The sequence below is a fragment of the Halothermothrix orenii H 168 genome (genome assembly GCF_000020485.1).
Taxonomy (GTDB): Bacteria; Bacillota; Halanaerobiia; order Halanaerobiales; family Halothermotrichaceae; genus Halothermothrix; species Halothermothrix orenii.
The window spans coordinates 2,302,501-2,323,939 of sequence record NC_011899.1; the positions used below are offsets into that span (position 1 = coordinate 2,302,501).

The following is a 21,439-nucleotide window of genomic DNA, read 5'->3' on the forward strand; positions in this document are numbered from 1 at the left end:
GTCTGACCACCGGCACTGGCATGAAACCAGGCTTTAATATAGTCATCTTTATAGAGGGCTACTTCTCCCCTGGTTTCCTCAACAGCTTTCCTTATTGTCTCTGTAATATTTTCCGGCTTATACTCCTGGGCATACTCAAACTCTCCACTGATGGTGTCAGTATTGTTGGCCTCCATATACTGTAAAGCAAAGGTCCTGGCAATAATCGCCTGGGCACCATAGGCATTTTGGGGCCAGTCCTTTTTCATCTCTCCCGCAACCACACCGGTCACATATTGTTCCAGTGGCATTGTTTTTGTTAAACCAGGTAATTTAACTGTAATCCGGGGCTCGGATTCAAACTTTTGCCTGTCCCTGATCCCTTTTACCTGGTCCTGATTTTGTTCACACCCTGTCAGGGTTAAAACCAGTAATGATAAAAAGAGAACCATAAGAACAATAACTCGCCGGTAAAACTGACTGGGCATAGGTTAAAATACCTCCTTGAATTTCATTTCTATTCTATTATTTTTCCATAAAAATATTAATTTATACTTATTTTAATTAGACCAGCCTGTAATGAAAAATGCCAGGGTTATAACCCTGGCATTCTGAAATACAGTTCTTTATGAGTTTTACAGTCCGAACTATCTGTTATGGAAAACCCGGTTTAAAAAGTCTGGTTAAAAAATATTACTTATTAATTCTTGAAACCACCTTGCAATTGAGCGCCACAACCTGGTAAGGAATCCTGCCTTCTCTATATCTTCAGTCGCCAGGAGTTTAACCTGGCTTAGAACCTGATCTTTATATAAAACCTGAATTTTACCCAGAACATCTCCCTTTTTTACAGGGGCTTCGACGGGCTCATTAATAACTACCTTCTTGGTCAATAAATCTTTTTCACCTTTTTTAACTACAACCTTCAGGTCATTAGCCGTTTCAGCTACCGTAGAAGTCCTGGTTCCATTGGGTACTTCTATGTTATGAACTTTATGGCCTTTTTTAAGAACTATATATTTCTCAAATGAATTAAAACCATAATCCAGTAGCCTGGCTGTTGCTTCCTCCCGTTCCCGTTCTGTCTCACCCTTCATGATAACAGATATTAACCTCATCCCATTCCTTCTGGCTGTTGCTGCCAGGCAATAGCCAGCGGCATCGGTATGCCCTGTTTTCAATCCATCCATGCCTGGATAATCATTGATTAAACGATTGGTATTGGTCAGCATTGCCTTCCGGCCATTGGGGAGATCAATATAGTCAACCCAGATAGAAGCCCACTTTAACACCTGAGGGTGTTTAATAAGTTCCCGGGCCATTATAGCAACATCCCTGGCTGTAGTATAATGTTCCCCATCAGTAGGAAGGCCTGTTGTATTTGAAAAATGGGTATTTTTCATTCCCAGTTCGCGGGCCCGTTTGTTCATCCATCTGACAAAGTTTTCTTCTGTACCGGCCACAGCCTCAGCAACGGCAACACAAGCATCGTTGGCTGATGCTATGGTGACTGCCTTTAATAAATCCCTGAGCTTCAGTCTGGTATCAGCGGCAAGATAAATCTGGGATCCCCCCATTGATTCTGCCAGCTGACTTACAGTAACCATACTGTCAAGGCTTATATTCCCTTTATCAACTTCCTCCATAGTCAACAAAAGGGTCATTATTTTTGTAATACTGGCAGGAGGTAATTTTTTATCAGCATTTTTTTCATAAAGAACCTGTCCTGATTCCGCATCTATTAATATAGCAGCATCTACTCCTATATCAAACCCGCCGGCCCGGGCATTATTAACCATAAGAATTAGTGAAACTATAATAATGGCTACTGTTGTCGCTATCTTTTTCATTGGGCAACATCCTCCTTTATTATTCCATTGTTTTGGACTCTTCCCAGTAACTATCCAGTTCTTCAAGGGTTTTATCTGTTAAGAGGGTTCCTTCTTCACTAACCCTTTTTTCAATATATTTGAACCTGTCCCTGAATTTAAGTATGGTTCGCAACAGGGCAACCTCTGGATTTATCCTGTAAAAACGGCATAGATTTACAACCGCAAAAATAAGGTCACCCAGTTCCTCCTCAATCTCCTTATGCTCATTGGTTTTGATTACTTCTTTAACCTCAGCCAGCTCTTCTTCTATTTTCCTGACGACATCAGAAATATTATCCCAGTCAAACCCGACTTCTGCTGCTTTTTTCTGAATATCATAGGCCTGGTTTAATGCCGGTTGGCTCCTGGAGACATCATCCAGGATTGAAGTCTGTTCCCTACCCTTATTTTCTTTTTCCTGTTTTTTAATTTTTTCCCAGTTAACCTTTACTCCTGACACTGTATTAACTTTTTCATCTCCAAAAACATGGGGATGACGCCTGATTAACTTTTCACTAATAATTTTGATTACATCTATCAGGTTAAAATCCCCTTTTTCCTTCCCTATCTGTGATTCAAAAACCACCTGAAGTAATAAATCACCTAGCTCTTCTTTAAGGAGTTCCAGGTCATCTTTCTGTAAGGCTTCTACAACTTCATATGCCTCTTCAATAATATAGGGCTTAAGGGTATAATAATCCTGTTTTTTATCCCAGGGACAGCCATCAGGTCCCCGTAATCTCTCCATGATCTTAACTAATCTAATAAATTCTTCTGCTAACCTCTCCTGTTCCATAATTTAATCCCCCAGCAATCCAATTTTTTTAAGTTTATCAGCAATTTTTTTCCCATAACCGGGAATCATCGCCACATCTGAATACCTGATCTCATTAAATAATAACAGGAAAAATAAATATATGATAACAGCAAAAAATACAATAAAAAATGTAGCTATATGGTAATTATAATCAGTTATACCCTCTAAAAGATTTAATAAAATCACAAAGCCCCTGTTAACAGCAACGGCCATTAAAAATACAGCCAGTACTGGTTTGAAGATAAGCTCTTTTATCTTAATTTTAAAACCGGTAAATTTCTTCACAGATATTAAATTCAATAAGGCAGCAACAGCAAATCCAGTAACCGTCCCCAGGGCTGCCCCTTTTATTCCAAATCGGGGTGAAGCTGTAAGGCTGTAATTAATTAAAGCATTAACCACCGCTCCTGTTAATAAATTCCGGGCAGGAATAGCGGTCTGACCCAGACCCTGTAAGATAGCAGAAGTAGTCTGTTGTATGGCTATAAAGATTACTCCCCAACCAACAATGCGCAGAGGTATTGCTGCGTCCGCCTCACCAAAAATAACTCCGGTCAGGGGGCGGGCCAGAATAAAAAGTCCGACTGCTGCCGGTAACCCAATTAATACAGTTAACCTCAGGGCTGTTCTGGTTCTACGGTCAATTAAATCATGCCTTTTCAGGGCATAGGCTTCCGATATAGATGGTACCAGGCTGGCTGCCAGAGAGATAGTAATTATAGTTGGAAAATTAACTAAAACCATGGCTACCCCGGAGAGCTGACCAAAGAGTTCTGTCGCCTTTTCCACGGCATACCCAGCTACCTGAAGCCTCTGGGGAACTATAACTGTATCCACTAAAGTCATTAATGGTTGAACTAAAGCTGCAAAGGTAATAGGAATACCTAATCTGGCAATTTCCCCTGTGATCCTGACCGCATCTGCATAGGTAGTTTTAATCGATATGCCATTCCATATTTCTTTTTTCTTTTTATAGTATATATAAATTAATGTCAAAAGTCCAGCCATTGAACCTGTTACTGCTCCCGAGGTAGCCCCGGCAGCAGCAATCCCGAGTCCATATGGCACTAAAAAATATACCAGGGAGATCATGGTAACCATCCTGACCCACTGCTCGATAACCTGGGAATATGCAGTTGGCTTCATATTTTGAAGCCCCTGAAAAAAACCACGATAGGTTGCCATAATAGATACGAAAAAGATAGCCGGTGAAATGGCAAGAACGGCATAATATGCCCTTGAATCCCACTCCAGAATATTGACAAGGGGTCTGGCCAGAACCATCATTAATATAGAAAAAAATAGGCCAATAAGAATACTTAAGCTTCGACCCACTTTGAAGGTTTTCAGGGCATCGTTCTTCTGGCCCCGGGCAATCTTCCCCGAGATTAACTTGGCAAGGGAAACAGGTATCCCGGACCGGGAGACTACTAAAAGTGTAGTATAAATGGGATAGGCCATCTGGTATAACCCCATCCCTTCAGCCCCGATTATCCTTGTTAATATGACCCGGTAAACAAAACCCATTACTTTAGATATTAGACCAGCGGCACTGAGGATTACCGCACCCTTGATAAAATTTTTCCCCTTATCTTCAACCATATTCGACATCCTTCCTGCCTGACGGAAAATACAGTTCCTGACCTTTATTCCAGTTTTTATCCCCTTTACGCCTAATATAAGTAAGCCAGGATCGATTATCATCAATTATGTTAAAATACTCCCCCTCATTACGAGGGGGATAAGTACTATTGCTCCATCTGTTTAGCCAGAAATGATGCTGCCGTGTTGGCCAGTTTCAGTTCCAGTTCTCCAACTTCTTTCCCGTCCCCCTTGGAGCTGATAACAACAACCCCGATGGGGTCCCCTTCTACAATAATAGGTGACAGTACTGAAGAGGATAAATTATAATCATTAGCTCCTTCAGGGACTTCACTGCAAAATGCCTCTATACCTTTATCATTAAATAATTTAGGCCGTCGTTCCTCCATCACTTTTTCGGCTTCTGGACTTATTTGTTTGTCCATAAAAACCTTACGGGAAACCCCGGAAACAGCAATGATTACATCTCTATCTAAAATAAACACAGCCTGGTCGGTCTCTTCTGCCAGGGCATCAGCATATTCCTGGGCAAACTCGCTTAACTCCCCGATGGGGGAATATTTCTTTAAAATAACCTCACCTTCCCGGTCAACAAATATCTCTAATGGTTCCCCTTCCCTTATTCTCATCGTCCGTCTTATTTCTTTTGGTATTACTACTCTACCCAGATCATCAATTCTTCTAACTATACCTGTGGCTTTCATTAAACCTCAGCTGATTTATTAAAAATCAGCTTTTTCACCTCCCTTGGGCTGAAATGGCTTCCCTTCCGGTAGAGTTCAGGTTTCTGGTAAATCAAGTTATAGTTAACAACTTCAGGAAGGGAATACATTGAATAGCTTTCCCAATTGAGGTAAATTTATACTACCCCTTATTTCAATTAAATGGTAATTGAAGCCTTTAACTCAGACAGGATCTTCTCAAGCCTTTTTATGGTTGTTCTCCCGGGGGACAAACGGTAAGCAATAACAGGCCTTTTACCGGATTTAATTTTTACCTTCCGGGAATGATTTTTTACAAATTTAACTACTTTATCTCCATCGAGGTAATCGGGCTTCATAAAACGAAACTCCACAAACTTTTTATTACGGGATATTTTATCTATTCCCAGCTTACTTGCCTTCACCTTCAGTTTACTTATTCCCAGCAAATTTAGCACAGGCTCAGGTGGGTCCCCGAACCTATCAATAAGTTCATCAATCATATCCTCTACCTCTTCAAAATCCTTTAAGGCCATAATCTTTTTATAGATATCTATCTTCTGGCGGGAATCTGTTATATATTCATCTGGAAGATAGGCATCAATATCCAGTTCAATCTCAACCCGGGTAATTCCTTTATCTTTTTCTTTGCCCTTAAGTTCTTCAACAGCACCTTCAAGAAGCTTACAGTAAAGTGAAAACCCTACTGAAGCAATATGACCATGCTGCTCGGGCCCCAGTAAATTTCCAGCTCCCCTTATTTCCAGATCGCGCATGGCAATTTTAAACCCTGAACCCAGGTTTGTAAATTCTTTAATAGCCCGCAGCCTCTTTTCAGCTACTTCAGGCAAAACCCTGTCTTTTTCATATAGCAAATAGGCATATGCAATCCGGTTGGAACGGCCAACCCGCCCCCGAAGCTGATATAGCTGGGCCAATCCCATCTGATCGGCCCTGTTGACAATAATAGTATTAACATTGGGGATATCCAGTCCAGTTTCTATTATTGTTGTACATACCAGGACATCGTACTGGTGGTTATAAAAATCAAGCATCAACCGCTCCAGTTTATGTTCATTCATCTGACCATGGGCAACTGCCACCCGGCACTCAGGGACCAGCTTTTTAATCATGGTCGCCTGTTCCTGGATATCTTCGACCCTGTTATGCACAAAATATACCTGACCTTCCCGCCCCAATTCCTTTCTGACCGCATCCCGGATCAATTCTTTATTAAACTCTCTGATATAGGTTCTAATGGGATAGCGGTTCTCGGGTGGGGTCTCAATAACACTCATATCCCTGACTCCAACCAGAGCCATATGGAGGGTACGGGGGATCGGGGTTGCCGTCATGGTCAGGACATCGACATTCCTTTTTAAGTCCTTTATCTTTTCTTTATGAGATACCCCGAAACGCTGTTCCTCATCAATAATTAACAATCCCAGGTCATTAAAAACTACATCTCTGGAAAGGAGACGGTGAGTCCCGATAATAATATCTACTTCCCCGGCGGCCAGTTTTTTGAGGACCTCCCTCTGCTCAGCCGGGGTTTTAAAGCGACTGATCATTTCAATATTAATGGGGTAGTTTTTCATTCTCTCACTGAAGGTATTATAATGCTGCTGGGCCAGAATAGTTGTCGGGACTAAAACAGCAGTCTGCTTTCCGTCCATTACCGCCTTAAAAGCAGCCCTGATCGCCACTTCGGTCTTCCCGTAACCAACATCCCCACATAATAACCGGTCCATGGGGGTCGCCGATTCCATATCATTTTTTACCTCTTCAATGGCTTTTAACTGATCAGGGGTTTCTTCATAGGGAAAGGCCTCTTCAAATTCCTTCTGCCAGACTGTATCATCAGAAAAAGAATAGCCTTTTATTGTTTCCCGCTCGGCATAAAGTTCTAATAAGCCAATGGCCATTTCTTTAACCGATTCCTTAACCTTCTGTTTAACCTTTTTCCAGTCATTTCCCCCGAGTTTATATAATTTAGGGGGTTTATTATCGGCCCCGATATACTTCTGAACCAGATTAAACTGATCAGTCGGCACATATAATTTATCTTCCCCGGCATATTTTAAAACCAGATAGTCCTTGTGCTGACCCTGTACCGCCAGCGTCTTTACCCCGAGATATTTCCCTATTCCATGGTTTTCATGAACAACATAGTCTCCAACCTGTAATTCGTCTATAGAGGAAATCTTTACCCCGTTTTCAATATCATTAAGCTGCCGCCTTTTTTTCTGGGGATTACCCAGGACTTCCTTTTCCGTAAAAAGGGCCAGGTTTATATCATCAATAATAAAACCCTCAGACAGACTCCCCGGCATAACAATTATCCGTTCCCGGGAAAATTCCTCTCTCCTGAAAGCAACAGCCATTTCGTTCTCTTTAAGGTAATTAACCACCCGCCTGGCCTTATTACTTGAATTTAAAGTAACAAATACCCGGTATCCTGTGTCAACCAATTCCCGGACCCGCTCTGCAAATAAATCCAGCTTACCGTGATAGGGCTCAACACTCCGGGTCGTAAAAGAGACCTTTTCAAAATCCTTAACCCAGGACAATTCTTCATTAATTGAAGTGCTGCTATAAACAAAATTAAAGTCCTTAAGCTTATCAAGTAAAGCTTCCCGTGACAGAAAGTTTTTATGGTAAGTAGGAAGAACACTCCCCTGCTCCAGTAAGGTAGCCTGGGTTTCCTGAAGTTCATCTATAAATCCCTTTATCCTCTGCCAGGTTTTTTCAGCCTGATCAAAAAAGATTACAGAATCATCAGGCAGGTAATCTATTAAAGTGTGAAGTTCGGGATAATAATAGGGTAAAAACTGTTCAGAGCCTGGAAAATCATCTCTTTCAGCCAGCTTCTCCAGGCTTTCATCCCTTTTTTCCCTTAGATAATCTCCCTCTTCTTTATAGTTGTTTTCATACAGGGTATTTATGGTATCATTAAAATCAGATTTAATAGCCGGAATGGCTTTTTTAATCTGCCGGGGGGAAACAATTATTTCCCGGGCTGGAGATATAAAGACCTTTTCTAGACTCCTCCGGGATCTCTGGGTAGCAGGTTCAAATTCCCTTATAGTATCTATCTCATCCCCGAATAATTCTATCCGGAAGGGTTTGTTAACCGATAAAGGAAAAATATCTATAATTCCACCCCTGATACTGAATTCTCCCGGGTTTTCAACCATCTCTACCCGGTTATACCCTGATATTCTAAGCTTTTCCGTAAATTTATTTAAATCTATTTCCTGACCTACCTGTAATGAAAAAATATATTTTTTGAAAGTACTGACAGGAATCATTTTTCTCAACAGGGCTGTAGCAGTTGTTAATAAAACCGCGGGTTTCTTATCTGTAATAACACTCTGTAATACTCTAATCCTCTGGGCCGTTTCAGCCAGATCAGGTACAATCTGCTCATGGGGTAAAACCTCTGATTCAGGATAGAGTAAGACCTTTTCCTCCGGCATCATCCGGATCAGGTCTTCATAATAACGGTTGAGGTGTACCGTATCATATGTTACCATGAGTACCGTTTTGTCTATTTTCTGTAATATATTTCCAGTAATAAAAGCAAACCGGTTCCCCGGCATTCCTTCAATAAACAGGTTCTGCCCCTGATTAATACCCTTCATTATTTTTTCCGTCTTCTCGCTTGATAATAGCAGATCTGATAATTTCATAAAACATCTCCCTGAAAATATATAATAAATGCCAAAAGGGCCCCCGCCATAAAGCACGGACCTATGAGTTAAAAATATTCATGGCCTGTTCCAGCCCTTTTTCTAAAATGGTTTCCACAGCCTCTACGGTAGTATCCAGCACATCTGACATTACTTCACTGTCTTCAGAACTAAAATACCCCAGCACATAATCAACGACATTTACCCCCGCAGGAGGGCGACCTATCCCTATCCTTATCCGGGGGAATTCTCTGGTATCAAGACAATTAATTATAGATTTTACGCCATTATGGCCCCCACTACTTCCCTTTTTCCTTATCCTGATTTTACCGGGCGGCAAATCCAGGTCATCATAAATTATAATTATATTATCCAGAGAAAAGTCATAATAATCAATAATTTTTCTCACAGCCCGACCACTGTTATTCATATAGGTAAGGGGCTGTGCCAGCATAACTTTCTGGCCTCTTATCATCCCTCTCCCACACAGGGCCTCAAATTTGGGGTAATTTTTAGCCTTAATTTTATGTTTTCTGGCCAGCCTTTCTATAACCTGAAACCCGATATTATGACGGGTTTCAGCATACTTATCACCTGGATTTCCCAGACCAACCACCAGATACATTGTTACCCCTCCAGGTTATACTTAAAGCGCAATCCGGACACCCGGATTACGCTTTTAAGTACTTTTATGCTATTTTATTCTTCAGGCTCCTCTTCATCACCTTCATCTTCTTCACCAATTACTTCAGGTTCAGGCATAATTTCTTCATCTTCTGCAGGCACTTCTTCCTCAACAGCCTCAGATGGAGCAACAATGGTAACTATTACTTCGTCTTCAGGAGTAATGAAATCGGTGTTTGCAGGGGGTTCTATATCACCTACAGACAGTGAATCCCCCAGTCCAAGGTCAGTAATATCAACCTCTATTTCATCAGGAATATCGGTTGGTAAACATTCAACTTCAATTTCCCTGGCTAACTGCTGTAAAACACCTCCAGCAACAACACCCCTGGCATTACCGACAATATGAACCGGAACAGAAACAGTAAGCTTATCAGTCATAGAAATATGCTGAAAATCAACATGGAGAATATTTCCCTGAACCGGATCTCTCTGTAAGTCCTTTACTACTGCAGTTTCTTTTTCCTCTTTGTCACCATCAACCAGAGTCATATCTAAAATAGCATTACCACCAACAACCTTATTAAGGTCTTTAGCATCTACTGCCAGAGGCTGGGGTTTGCGGGTTTTACCATATATTACCCCCGGAATTAAGCCATTTCTTCTTAACTTACGGGCAACACCTTTACCAGTATCCTTTCTCACCTCTGCTTTTAAATTATACCTTTCCATTTGACTATCCTCTCCTTTTCAATTTTATATTGAGTGTCAGTCAGATTTTTTACTGAAAAATATTATAACATCCTGTTTGAAGTTAAACAAGTACCATATTAATGAAATAAAACTGATACAGACAGGTCTTTATAGATTCGGTCAATGGCTTCAGCCAGGAGCGGAGCCACTGATAATATTTTTAAGTTATCGAGACTGTTATCCTTCTGGGGGATGGTATCAGTAACTATAATCTCCTTTAATGGAGCATTTTTCAGCCTCTCTTCAGCCGGCCCAGAAAACAGGGCATGAGTACAGCAGGCAAAGACATTGGCAGCTCCTTTTTCTTTTAAAACCCGGGCAGCCTCAACGATTGTACCGGCGGTATCGATAATATCATCAAAGAGAATAACATTTCTTCCTTCTACATCCCCGATAACATGCTGGACTTCGGCCACATTGGGCTTTGGTCTTCTTTTATCAATAATGGCCATGGGAATATTAAGGGCCTGGGCAAAAGAACGAACCCTTTTAACAGCACCGACATCTGGAGCAACAGCAGTCATATTCTCTATATTTTTCTTTTTAAAATAGTCAACCATAATCGGGGCAGCATAAAGGTGGTCAACAGGAATATCAAAAAAACCCTGAATCTGGGGGGCATGCATATCTATAGAAAGCAGCCTTCTGGCTCCAGCTGTAGTAATCAGATTTGCTACCAGTTTAGCCGTAATGGGATCACGGGGACGGGCTTTCCGGTCCTGTCTGGCATAACCATAATACGGAACAACAGCAGTAATTCTCCGGGCTGAAGCCCTTCTTAAAGCATCTACCATTACCAGTAATTCCATCAAATTCTCATTAACAGGAGGACAGGTAGGTTGAATAACAAAAACATCTGCCCCACGGACTGTTTCCTCAATTTTTACTGATATTTCACCATCTTTAAACCTATTGACCTCTGAACTAACAAGTTCGGTACCCAGACATTCACAGATATCTTCAGCCAATTTGCGGTGAGCATTGCCGGTAAAAATCTTCAACTTATCTCCATAAGTAGACATTATTTATCCCCCTCAATGTTATCCTTTTTAAATTTACGAGCAGGTACACCGACCACTGTTACCCCTCCGGGGACATCTTTAGTCACAACAGCACCGGCCCCTGTTTTTCCCCTGTTTCCAACCGTTACTGGAGCAATCAAGGTTGTATTACTCCCGATGAAGGCATTATTACCCACTTTTGTTTTATGCTTTTTCTTCCCATCATAATTTGCAAATATTGTACCGGCTCCAATATTACTATTTTCCCCTATTTCAGCATCCCCTACATAACTCAAATGAGGAACTTTGGTATTTTCCCCGATCTTTGCTTTTTTTAATTCAACAAAATCCCCAACCTTAACCCCACTGGCAATCTGACAGCCAGGCCTTATATAGGCAAAGGGACCAATATTGGTATCTTCCCCTATTTTGCTATCTTTAATAACAGTAGAATCGAGGAGTTTACTTCTATCTCCAATTTCAGCATTTATTAAATGTGAATGGGGGCCGACAACCACTTCTGAGCCAATTCGTGTTCTTCCTTCTATATAAGTAAAAGGATAAATAACACTATCCTGTCCAATTTCAACAGTACTATCAATATAAGTGGTGTCAGGGTCAATAATACTGACACCATTGGCCAGGTGATAATTTATAATCCTGTTTCTTAAAACCCTCTCAGCCCTAGCCAGGTTTCTCCGGTCATTTACGCCAATAATCTCCCGGGAATCATCAACTTTAACGGGGACTACTACCTCCCCTTTATTTCTCAAATAAGCAATAGTATCAGTAAGATAATACTCACCCTGGGCATTATCATTTGTTAAGTTTTCCAGAGCCTCACTGAGCTGGTTGCTGTCAAAACAATAAACTCCACTGTTAATTTCATTGACCAGTCTTTCTTCATCACTGGCATCAGAGTCCTCAACTATCTTTATTATCTGGTTTCCGGCCTCATTCCTGATAATTCTCCCATAACCCCGGGGGTTATCTATATCGGCTGTTAATACAGCCACTCCAGCCCCGGTTTCTCTCTGGGCATCTACCAGTTCACTTAAAGTTTTTTCTCTTAATAACGGGGTATCCCCACAGAGAATCAGGACCTGCCCCTGATGTTTTTTGATTAACTTTTTAGCCTGTAAAACCGCATGGCCGGTCCCCAGCTGTTCTTCCTGGCGAACGTATGTATAGCCTGTACCCAGGGTCTCTTTTACTTTATCACCCTGGTACCCCACTATCACCACAACAGAAGAGCTGATTGGAGAAGCACTATTAATCACGTGGCTGATCATGGGTTTTCCAGCAACAGGATGCAAAACTTTAGCCAGCCCGGATTTCATTCTTGTTCCTTTGCCGGCGGCGAGAATTATAGTTAATACCTGAGATTCCATCAATTCAGCCCCCTACCTTTTCCAGATTAATTGTAAAAGAATCATTATTAATAATTTCCCTGTTCTTTTCCTTAATAAGGTGTTGTATTTTAAGGCCAATTGACATAGCGGGCAAACTACCATTAATTGTATAATACCGGATCAAAAGTGGAAAGAGAGCATCTTTGATTCCATATTCAACAAGTAAATTAATATCTTTATAAGCACTAAAAAGGCCGATAACATCCTGTTTAAAAACCCGCTTAATGGCCTTATTTAAGCTTGAACCACCGATAATATTGGCAAGATTGCTCCTTTTCATCAATTCCATAGTATCATCAAAGTTATATAGCTCCGGTATAGGGCTACCGTAAGCCCTTTCCATTACTTTTATATCAGAATTAAAATTATGCCCGACAATTATTTCGGGCTCAAAATCATAAATAACCTCTCTTAAATAATCAATCCCCTCTTCAGGGTTGACTGAATGGGCCAGGTCATTATTTGTAAAAATCATACCACATGAAGTCACTTCAAAACCTTCCATGGTCACATACTGGATACAGTCAAGGTTGCTCTTTAAATATTCTGTATCTATACCCATAACCTTTTTCGCTTCGGGAGTTTTACTCCAGTTCTTATTAGATGAAAAGGTAATCAGGCGGTCATAGGTTTTGTCTAGTTTCTTCAGTTTTTTAATGATACCACATTCTAGATTTTTAATACCCAGAACAGAAGCAATCTCTTTGATTGAAGCCTGTTTAAATTTCTTTTCAGTTGGATAATGTTGTAATATTTTTTTTAACCTCTTACCACGGCCTAAAATAACGGCAAGCTTATGCTGGTAAAGGTCTTCTGGAACTAAATATGGTTTCATATAACTTCCCTCTATTTTAAATATAACCTTAACCGTAAGAAGTATAACAGAGAAAACCTGTTTTGTCAAGGTTTAACCCTTTATATTTACCATATAAAAACGGCGGAAGCAAATTCCGCCGTTTTTCAGTCATCAACTCAGGCTATCTCCTGTTCATACTTGTCCAGAATTGTCTTCTGGATTGTTTCCCGTAACTCATTTGTAATCGGGTGACAGATATCTTTAAATTCACCCTTCGGGGTCTTTTTGGCCGGCATGGAGACAAATAAACCCTTTTTGCCATCCACCACCCTTATGTCCCTGACAACAAAAGAGTTATCAAAGGTAATACTGGCAAAAGCCCTGGTTGCCCCCTCACTGTCAAAGGGATAAATCCTTACTTCAGTAATTTCCAAAGAAAGCCACCACCTTATTTTGGTAAATTTTTAAATTCTAATGGTTATATTATATTGGAATTTGAGGCAACCGTCAAGCAAAATATTAATTTTTTCCATAAAACTCCATAATTCATCTTTTATTTCACCCGATAACTCCTCGAATTCTCCGTTTTCATCCTCGATTAAACAGCCTTCTTCGGTAATCTCACCAATAATTGAAGCTTTAATTCCGGCCCGGGCAAGTTTATCCACCAGCTTACCCCCATCGGGAGCAGCAATTAACATACTTCCAGAAGAAATTAAACCAGCCGGGTCTAAGTCCAGGGCTTTGCAAATTATATCAGTTTCAGGGTTAACAGGAAATTGGCTCCTTTTAATTCTAAATCCAGCTTTTGAAGCGGTAACCATTTCATCAAGGGCCCCGTACAAACCACCTTCGGTTATATCATGCATGGCGTGAACTCCAAGCCCGGCACCAATTAGACCTTCCTCAAGGACACTCAATTTGCTTATATATTCCTGGCCACGTTCTATGATTTCAGGGGGTACCCCCCTGTCCTTCAACAATTCAGCATAGTCACTGGCTAAAATAAAAGTACCTTCAATTCCTAGTCCCTTGGTTATTATCAGCTCATCCCCGGGCCGGGCCCCTCCAGTAGTAATATATTTATCCCTGGGAGCCTTTCCAATAGCGGTAACTGTTATAATAGGTTCTGTAACCTTTGATAATATTTCAGTATGCCCTCCGATAACTTCAACCTCAATAGAAGCAGCTGCTCTGGTTATTTCTTCCATTATATTACCTACCATAATTTCTTCTGTAGCAGGAGGCAAGAGCAACACAACCTGGATACCTACCGGTCGGGCCCCACAGGAAGCCAGGTCATTACAGGCTACATGAACAGCCAGATAACCGGCCTTATTTACAGCTCCGGTTATAGGGTCTGAAGAAATAACTAACACCTCATCCCCGAAATCCACTACCGCACTATCTTCCCCTATTCCAGAATGAACAAGCACATCTTTATGATGGTATTTAATTTTATTTATAATTAAACTTTCCAGTTTATTTTTTGGAATCTTTCCGATTTTCATCACTGTCACTTCCTATAAACTTATTTATATTGTGAGCAAAGGGGATAGCAATAACAGCCCCGATTAACATCTGGGCATAATCAATTCCCAGTTCAGGTATTATAGCAGCCCAGCTTATTAAAAAACCTTTGGTTATAGCATAACCAGCAATCATAATATGACCACCTATTAATACCGCCACTATGCTCTTAACCCAGCTATCAGTACTACCGAACCGACCCACTACATACCCTTCTACTCCCTTAATAATGAAGGTAAAGGGAGCCCATATATAGTAACCTAAAATCATATCCATCAGGGCAGAACCGGCTGCACCTGCAATGCCAGCAGCCCTGGGGCCAAAGACAAGGGCTATAAAATATATAGCGACTTCACCAAGGTTAAAATATGACTGGGATGGTCCGGGAACATGTAAATAAGTGGCTACAGCAGTAAAGGCAACAAACAAAGCCAGATATGATAAAGTACGGGTTGACAGATTCCCCGGTTCTAAATTCCTCAACTCTTTAACTATTCTTCTGTCAGGCATAACTTACCCTCCCTGGTCGTATATTTTAGAAAGATAGGTATTGCTCCAGTTCCCACTGATGAACCTGGGTTCGATAAACAGCCCATTCTATTTCTTTAGCTTCCACAAAATGATTAAATATATGTTCTCCCAGAGTTTCTTTTATTAACTTATCTTCTTTCAGGTTATTGACAGCCTCCATTATATTACCTGGCAGGCTTTCAATTCCCCTTGCCTTTCGCTCTTCATCTGACATGGAGAAAATATCATCAAGGGTCTGCTCTCCCGGATCTATCTCGTTTTTTATACCATCCAGACCGGCTTTTAACATTACAGCCATGGCCAGGTAGGGGTTGGCCGAGGGATCGGGATTTCTGAGCTCAATTCTGGTACCATTACCCCGGGCTGATGGCACCCTGATCAGGGCACTCCGGTTCTGGGCAGACCAGGAGATATAAACCGGGGCTTCGTAGCCAGGAACAAGTCTTTTATAGGAATTAATAGTTGGATTAGTTATAGCAGTTATGGCGGGAGCGTGTTTTAAAACACCTCCAATATAATGGTAGGCTATCTTTGATAATCCCAGTTCATCATCAGGTTCATAAAAAGCATTTTCCCCATCCTTGAACAGGGACTGGTGGACATGCATTCCGGATCCATTTTCACCAAAAATGGGTTTCGGCATAAAAGTGGCATGTAAATTATGGTTGAGGGCAATAGCTTTGGTAACAAATTTAAAAGTGGTTATGTTATCAGCTGTCCTTAGAACTGGAGTATATTTAAAGTCAATTTCATGCTGGCCGGGAGCAACTTCATGATGAGAAGCCTCAACATCGAATCCCATCTGTTCGAGGGCCAGTACAATATCCCGCCTGGCATTCTCCCCCATATCCAGGGGTGACAAATCAAAATAACCACCTTTATCATTGGTAATAGTTGTTGGATGGCCCTTTTCATCCCTCTCAAACAGAAAAAACTCAGGCTCCGGTCCGGCAAACATTTCATATCCCATCTCCCGGGCCTCATCAATAACTTTTTTAAGGGTGCTCCGGGGACATCCGGCAAAGGGCTCTCCGTCCGGGGTATAGATATCACACATCAATCTGGCTACAGCACCTTCACGGGGACGCCAGGGGAAAATAGTAAAGGTATCATAATCCGGTTTTAAGTACATATCTGATTCCTGAATCCTGGTAAAACCCTCTATTGAAGATCCATCAAACATTATTTTCCCGTCCAGGGCATCCGGTAGCTGTTCTACAGTAATAGCCACATTTTTAATCGTCCCTAAAATATCAACAAACTGGAGTCGAATAAATTTTACATTCAGCTCTTCTGCCTTCTTTAATACTTCCTGCCTGGTTAATGACATTATTTTTCCTCCTTTAATTCTTTCTTTTTTCCAAGAATCTTATTTAGCTTATACCTGTTAGAAACAGGATAGAGTGATGACAGGGGATTTTTGTTAAGCTTATCAAAGACCGGATCTAAAGTAACATCCTCAGGATTACCTTTAACCGGCGGAGGCGGGGTCAGTTTTTCTTTTATTGCAGCTATAGTATAACCTTCTTCAAGGAGTTTTTTAATTTTTTTTAACCTGTCAATATCTTCTTCTGAAAAAAGCCGCTGGTTCCCCCTGGTTCTTTCCGGGAAAACCAACCCCATCTCATCATAATACCGTATCTGCCTTGAAGTTAAACCGGTCCTTTCTTTAACAATCCTCATAGGTATATCCTTTTTGCCTTTCATCATCTATTCATCCCCCTTATATTATGTAAAATTATATTATAAATCAGATTGTATGTCAACTTCATGTAAGGTTTTTATTATAAAACTGGACTGGCACATTTCCGGTGCCCAATACATAACATATTATTAGGGCAAAAAGAGCTGCCTTTTATAAAGGAGTGGTTTGAAATGGAAAAAGGTAAAATTACAAATTTTTTCCCTGGCGGGAATACCTATAAGGGTTTTTACTCCTTTTATAAGTATCTCCCCTATAAAGCAGATAGTGTTTTCATTATTAAAGGGGGACCCGGGACCGGTAAATCTACCTTTATGAAAAGAATTGGTTATGAAATGATTGATAAAGGATTTAATGTAGAATTTCACTGGTGCTCATCTGACAAAAAGTCCCTGGATGGGGTTGTTATTCCTGCTTTAAAAGCAGCTATTCTGGATGGTACAGCCCCCCATATAGTAGACCCTGTCTATCCCGGGGCAAGGGAAGAAATCATTTACCTTGGTGAATACTGGGACAGTAATTACTTAAAAAACCATAAAAAAGAAATAACCAGACTGACCAATACTATTACCAATCTATTTAATAAAACTTATTTATACCTGGAAAGGGCAAAAAGTATTTATGATGAATTAAAAAACATTTACATCGATGCCCTGGATACAGGAAAAGCCAACAGGTTACTGGATAAAGTTTTAAAGGGTATAATTAAAGGACCAGCCGGTAAACCGGGCCCGGAAAGACATTTATTTGGAAATGCTATTACTCCCCAGGGCTCAGTAAGTTATCTGGAAAATATAACTGAAGGTCTAAAGACCAGGTATATTATTAAAGGGAAACCCGGCAATGGAAAGTCTACTTTGATTAAGAGGGCCGGCCAGACAATTCAGCAAAGAGGTTATTTTGTACTCTACCTCCATAATGGTTTTAACCCTGACAGTATTGATGGGGTAGTCATCCCTGACCTGAACCTTGCTATAATAAACGGCAATGAACCCCATAACATTGAACCAGCCTCAACAGATGATGAGTTAATTGACATGGCAGGTTGTCTTATACCGGAGACCCTGGCCCAGTACTCAACTGAAATAGATGAAATCAAAAAGGAATTTTCCAGTACCATGAATAAGGCCTTCAAGAATTTAAAAAAAGCTAAACAGAACCACGACTCGCTGGAGCAATATTACATAGAAGCAATGGATTTCAATAAAGTTGAAGAAAAACGCCAGCAAATAATGAAAAAAATCCTTAAAGGATAATTAATAATTAACACAAAAACAATTAACAGAAAAGCTTTGATAATCTAATAATCTTTTTATGGTTTTTATACTCTTTCGGACCGTAACATCTAACCTAATTAGCTAATACCAGATCAATTTGGCTAAAATCTTTGCATCAAATTTGCTTAATTAGGTAAAAAGAAGGAATTTTTATAGCTATTAAAGAATTATAAAATAAAAAATTAAAATTTAATATTTTAATGAATCCTTTTGATAGCAACATATCTATTCGTTTATATATCAGTATATTACCTATGTAACATTTACTTATACAACTATATGAATACAGAGGGGGCTTCAAGATGTCCTATTGCCTTATTTTTCTCACAGTTCTCATCGCCATTACCACAGGTTATTACCGGTTCTTTTGCAAATTAAAAACCAACAAAATTATTTTACTGGCAGGATGTCTAATGGTAATTGAAATCAACTATATCATCCTCAAAAGCCCCCTGACCAACTGGCTTTTTTTTGTTTTTATTTATCTGGCCTCAATTTCCTTTTTTGTTAAAGGGGGGCTTATAGCAGCTCTGATAAGTATAATATTTACATATCTTCAATCCCCACCTGAGACCGGTCTTAATATCTATCTTTTCGCTGGCTATATTATCATGGGTGCTGTGACCGGCAAATACTCAGATTATATCCATACCAGCATATTAAAAAAGGCGTCCTGGCAAAAGCAGCTATATCAGCAGGCCAAGGAATTAAATATACTTCGGGAAATAAGCACAGCCCTCCAGAGTACATTAAAGCTGGACAAACTCCTTCATATTATTCTTACCGCTATTACAGCCGGTTATGGACTCGGTTTTAACAGGGCCATTCTTCTTCTGGTATCCCGGGACGAAAAATATCTTGAAGGGAAATTTGGGATAGGACCTATGAATAAGGTCGAGGGTTATGAGATATGGGAAAATGTAGTAGCTGCCAAAATGAACATGAAAGACTTTATCGGCTTAAAGGAAAAGGCACGATTGAAGGATAAAACATTAAATGATCTGGTCCAGTCATTAAAAATTCCCCTGAATCCTTCCAGCCAGGGGGGTGTTCTGGCCGAAGCAATTAAATATCAAAAACCAATCATCATTAAAAGTATTGATGGTAATGATCCCGTCCAGGTCAGGCTGGCCAGTTATTTTGGCATGAGTGAATTTGCTGTCATCCCCCTGATAAACCAGGGGAAACCCGTTGGTGCCATTATTATAGATAATATTGTCAACCATAAACCGATAACGGTAAAAGACCTGGATAGTATTACCCCTCTTGCCATCCAGGCCGCCATGGCTATAGACAATGCCAATCTCTATAACAAGACCCAGAAGATGGCCATCACCGATGGTTTAACAGGCCTTTATAACCAGCGTTATTTCCTCGAGGTAATTGACAAATACTTTAAAACAGCCCGGGAGAAAAACCGTCACCTATCTATATTAATAATGGATATAGATAATTTTAAAAATTATAATGATGTTAATGGCCATCTTGCCGGTAATACAGCCCTTAGTCGATTAACTGATATTATAAAGAAAAGTATCAGGAAAAAAGATGTCCCCTGCCGGTTTGGCGGTGAAGAGTTTGCTGTGTTATTCCCCGATACAACCAGGGACGAGGCCTACAACCTGGCCGAAACTATTAGAAAAAATATAGAAAAAACCCCCTTTTATAATGAAGATGTCCAGCCAGGGGGGCGGTTGACTGTAAGCCTGGGACTGGCTATCTTTCCTGATGATAGCCAGGAGGTTAAAGACCTGCTGGATAAAGCTGACCAGGCCCTTTATAAGGCAAAAAACAATGGGAAAAACAGGATAGAATTCTTTAGTCAGGGGGTATAGCTATGAAGGTATTACTGGCTTTGTTAAACATAAGTATATTTTTAGCTATAGTCATCGGGGCCAGCAAATATTTTTATTTTACATATCTAAAGCGTTTTACCACAAAAATTCTGCATAAATATAATTATACCCTTGATGACCTTAAATATTCTTTTGAAGAAATAATATATTTTGTTACCCTGCCAACCAATAACCCGTTAATAATTAATTCATCCCTTGATGATTTGTATATTGAAAAAGAATTTATTTCACATGTTTATCCCACTATAAATGGTCTTAAAATAATATTAAAAACCCCTGACTCCAGAGACATGCTTGTCGCCTACCTGGCCAGGGATAAATTCCGTATTCCTTTACTTGAAAAAATGGTCTATGTAGGGAAAATAGATAGTCAGACTTATACCAGAATGACCGCTTACAAACTTGTCCATCCCCATACCATTAATGAAATTAAAGAAGAAGTACACCGTCAATTAAAAAGCAAAAGATATTAAGCTTGATGACTGGGTCTGATTACTACCTTTTTATTTCTTTCATCAACCTTTTCCAGTAATAGTAAAGAGAGATAATCATCTATTAACTTATCACCGGGATGAGCGGTTTCTACCAGAACACCGACCCCGGCCACTTCAACCTTAAATTCCTTCATTAACTCCAATACACCTTTGGCGGTACCACCGGCCTTCATAAAATCATCAATGAAGACAACTTTAGATCCTTCCGGAAGGGCCCGCCGTGATAAGGACATGGTCTGTATTTTCCCCGAAGACCCGCTGACATAATTTATGGTAACAACCGACCCCTCGGTAACCCTGGTATTGCGGCGGATAGTTACAAGGGGAACATTAAAGGCACGGGCTGTCATCATGGCGATAGGGATACCCTTGGTCTCTATCGTAATTATATAATCGGGTCTTTTATCTATAAATTTACTGGCAAATATTTTCCCAACTCTCCAGGCAATATCTGCCGAGAATATTAAGTCAGTCATATAAATAAACCCACCGGGGAGTATCCTCTCTCCCCGGGATAATTCACTGGCAATCTGGGTTAACATCTCTTTTTCCTCATCTTCTTTAATATAAGGAATATACCTTATTCCACCTGCTACCCCGGTAACGGTTTCTACTCTACCGAGGTTTAACCTCTTAAACACTGATTTAATAATAGAAACATCTTCGCTGAGGGTTGATTTGGCAACCTGAAATCGTTCTGTAAAACCCCGCAAAGGAAACAGAGTATATGGGTTGTCTACTAATATCTGGGTCAGGGCTGTAAGCCGTTCGGTTCTTTTGAAATCCTCCATGTTTTCCCCC

Annotated in this window: 20 protein-coding genes (1 of these 20 cut by a window edge); 3 read left to right on the top strand and 17 right to left on the bottom strand. The window is 40.4% G+C overall.

The features are described from left to right. From HORE_RS10960 to HORE_RS11035, 16 genes are all read right to left on the bottom strand, one after another. Nucleotides 1–467: the 5' portion of a SpoIID/LytB domain-containing protein gene (locus HORE_RS10960; RefSeq protein ID WP_015923829.1), read on the bottom strand. The gene continues 484 nt to the left of window position 1, outside the view; only the first 467 of its 951 coding nucleotides appear in the window; the start codon lies at nucleotides 465–467; its stop codon lies beyond the left edge, outside the window. Nucleotides 468–662: 195 nt separating this feature from the next. Next, a complete protein-coding gene (locus HORE_RS10965) occupies nucleotides 663–1,829 on the bottom strand; it encodes a D-alanyl-D-alanine carboxypeptidase family protein (protein ID WP_015923830.1) in 1,167 nt (388 codons plus the stop codon). A gap of 19 nt (nucleotides 1,830–1,848) precedes the next feature. Then, on the bottom strand, nucleotides 1,849–2,646 hold the full coding sequence (mazG, locus tag HORE_RS10970; protein WP_015923831.1) for a nucleoside triphosphate pyrophosphohydrolase: 798 nt from the start codon (nucleotides 2,644–2,646) through the stop codon (nucleotides 1,849–1,851). Between the two features lie 3 nt (nucleotides 2,647–2,649). Beyond that, a complete protein-coding gene (locus HORE_RS10975) occupies nucleotides 2,650–4,269 on the bottom strand; it encodes a putative polysaccharide biosynthesis protein (protein WP_015923832.1) in 1,620 nt (539 codons plus the stop codon). 146 nt (nucleotides 4,270–4,415) lie between these two features. Next, entirely contained in the window at nucleotides 4,416–4,973 is a 558-nt protein-coding gene (gene spoVT, locus HORE_RS10980) for a stage V sporulation protein T (protein ID WP_015923833.1), read from the bottom strand. A 176-nt stretch (nucleotides 4,974–5,149) separates the two neighbouring features. Next, the gene (mfd, locus tag HORE_RS10985) at nucleotides 5,150–8,662 is read right to left on the bottom strand and encodes a transcription-repair coupling factor (protein WP_015923834.1); all 3,513 of its coding nucleotides are present in this window, start codon (nucleotides 8,660–8,662) and stop codon (nucleotides 5,150–5,152) included. Nucleotides 8,663–8,723: 61 nt separating this feature from the next. Next, entirely contained in the window at nucleotides 8,724–9,287 is a 564-nt protein-coding gene (gene pth, locus HORE_RS10990; RefSeq protein ID WP_015923835.1) for an aminoacyl-tRNA hydrolase, read from the bottom strand. A 74-nt stretch (nucleotides 9,288–9,361) separates the two neighbouring features. Continuing rightward, nucleotides 9,362–10,018 (bottom strand): 50S ribosomal protein L25/general stress protein Ctc, encoded by a 657-nt coding sequence (locus HORE_RS10995; protein ID WP_015923836.1) that lies wholly within the window; start codon nucleotides 10,016–10,018, stop codon nucleotides 9,362–9,364. A gap of 98 nt (nucleotides 10,019–10,116) precedes the next feature. Continuing rightward, the gene (locus HORE_RS11000; RefSeq protein ID WP_015923837.1) at nucleotides 10,117–11,061 is read right to left on the bottom strand and encodes a ribose-phosphate diphosphokinase; all 945 of its coding nucleotides are present in this window, start codon (nucleotides 11,059–11,061) and stop codon (nucleotides 10,117–10,119) included. Continuing rightward, complete coding sequence (gene glmU, locus HORE_RS11005; protein WP_015923838.1) at nucleotides 11,061–12,431, bottom strand: bifunctional UDP-N-acetylglucosamine diphosphorylase/glucosamine-1-phosphate N-acetyltransferase GlmU; 1,371 nt, start codon at nucleotides 12,429–12,431, stop codon at nucleotides 11,061–11,063. The genes HORE_RS11000 and glmU overlap by 1 nt, the downstream gene beginning before the upstream one ends. Before the next feature lie 4 nt (nucleotides 12,432–12,435). After that, nucleotides 12,436–13,287: a 3'-5' exonuclease family protein gene (locus tag HORE_RS11010; protein WP_041606706.1), complete on the bottom strand. Its 852-nt coding sequence runs from the start codon at nucleotides 13,285–13,287 to the stop codon at nucleotides 12,436–12,438. Nucleotides 13,288–13,424: 137 nt separating this feature from the next. Then, nucleotides 13,425–13,682 carry a septation regulator SpoVG gene (gene spoVG, locus HORE_RS11015; RefSeq protein WP_015923840.1) on the bottom strand — a complete coding sequence of 86 codons (258 nt, stop codon included), beginning with the start codon at nucleotides 13,680–13,682 and terminating at the stop codon, nucleotides 13,425–13,427. 30 nt (nucleotides 13,683–13,712) lie between these two features. Beyond that, a complete protein-coding gene (locus HORE_RS11020) occupies nucleotides 13,713–14,759 on the bottom strand; it encodes an AIR synthase family protein (protein ID WP_015923841.1) in 1,047 nt (348 codons plus the stop codon). Further along, nucleotides 14,731–15,288 (bottom strand): ECF transporter S component, encoded by a 558-nt coding sequence (locus tag HORE_RS11025; protein ID WP_015923842.1) that lies wholly within the window; start codon nucleotides 15,286–15,288, stop codon nucleotides 14,731–14,733. Before HORE_RS11025 ends, HORE_RS11020 begins: the two co-directional genes overlap by 29 nt. Before the next feature lie 25 nt (nucleotides 15,289–15,313). Continuing rightward, nucleotides 15,314–16,639: a type I glutamate--ammonia ligase gene (gene glnA / locus HORE_RS11030; protein WP_015923843.1), complete on the bottom strand. Its 1,326-nt coding sequence runs from the start codon at nucleotides 16,637–16,639 to the stop codon at nucleotides 15,314–15,316. Further along, on the bottom strand, nucleotides 16,639–17,019 hold the full coding sequence (locus tag HORE_RS11035) for a MerR family transcriptional regulator (RefSeq protein ID WP_015923844.1): 381 nt from the start codon (nucleotides 17,017–17,019) through the stop codon (nucleotides 16,639–16,641). Before HORE_RS11035 ends, glnA begins: the two co-directional genes overlap by 1 nt. A gap of 165 nt (nucleotides 17,020–17,184) precedes the next feature. Between HORE_RS11035 and HORE_RS11040 the strand changes: the two genes are divergently transcribed. From HORE_RS11040 to HORE_RS11050, 3 genes are all read left to right on the top strand, one after another. Beyond that, entirely contained in the window at nucleotides 17,185–18,267 is a 1,083-nt protein-coding gene (locus HORE_RS11040) for a PRK06851 family protein (RefSeq protein WP_015923845.1), read from the top strand. A 323-nt stretch (nucleotides 18,268–18,590) separates the two neighbouring features. Next, complete coding sequence (locus tag HORE_RS11045) at nucleotides 18,591–20,123, top strand: GGDEF domain-containing protein (RefSeq protein WP_015923846.1); 1,533 nt, start codon at nucleotides 18,591–18,593, stop codon at nucleotides 20,121–20,123. Between the two features lie 2 nt (nucleotides 20,124–20,125). Continuing rightward, the gene (locus tag HORE_RS11050; RefSeq protein ID WP_015923847.1) at nucleotides 20,126–20,617 is read left to right on the top strand and encodes a hypothetical protein; all 492 of its coding nucleotides are present in this window, start codon (nucleotides 20,126–20,128) and stop codon (nucleotides 20,615–20,617) included. On the opposite strand, the gene purR is transcribed toward HORE_RS11050, so the two are convergent. After that, nucleotides 20,614–21,429 carry a pur operon repressor gene (purR, locus tag HORE_RS11055; RefSeq protein WP_015923848.1) on the bottom strand — a complete coding sequence of 272 codons (816 nt, stop codon included), beginning with the start codon at nucleotides 21,427–21,429 and terminating at the stop codon, nucleotides 20,614–20,616. The two genes, HORE_RS11050 and purR, sit on opposite strands and share 4 nt — an antisense overlap. Nucleotides 21,430–21,439: the final 10 nt, after the last annotated feature.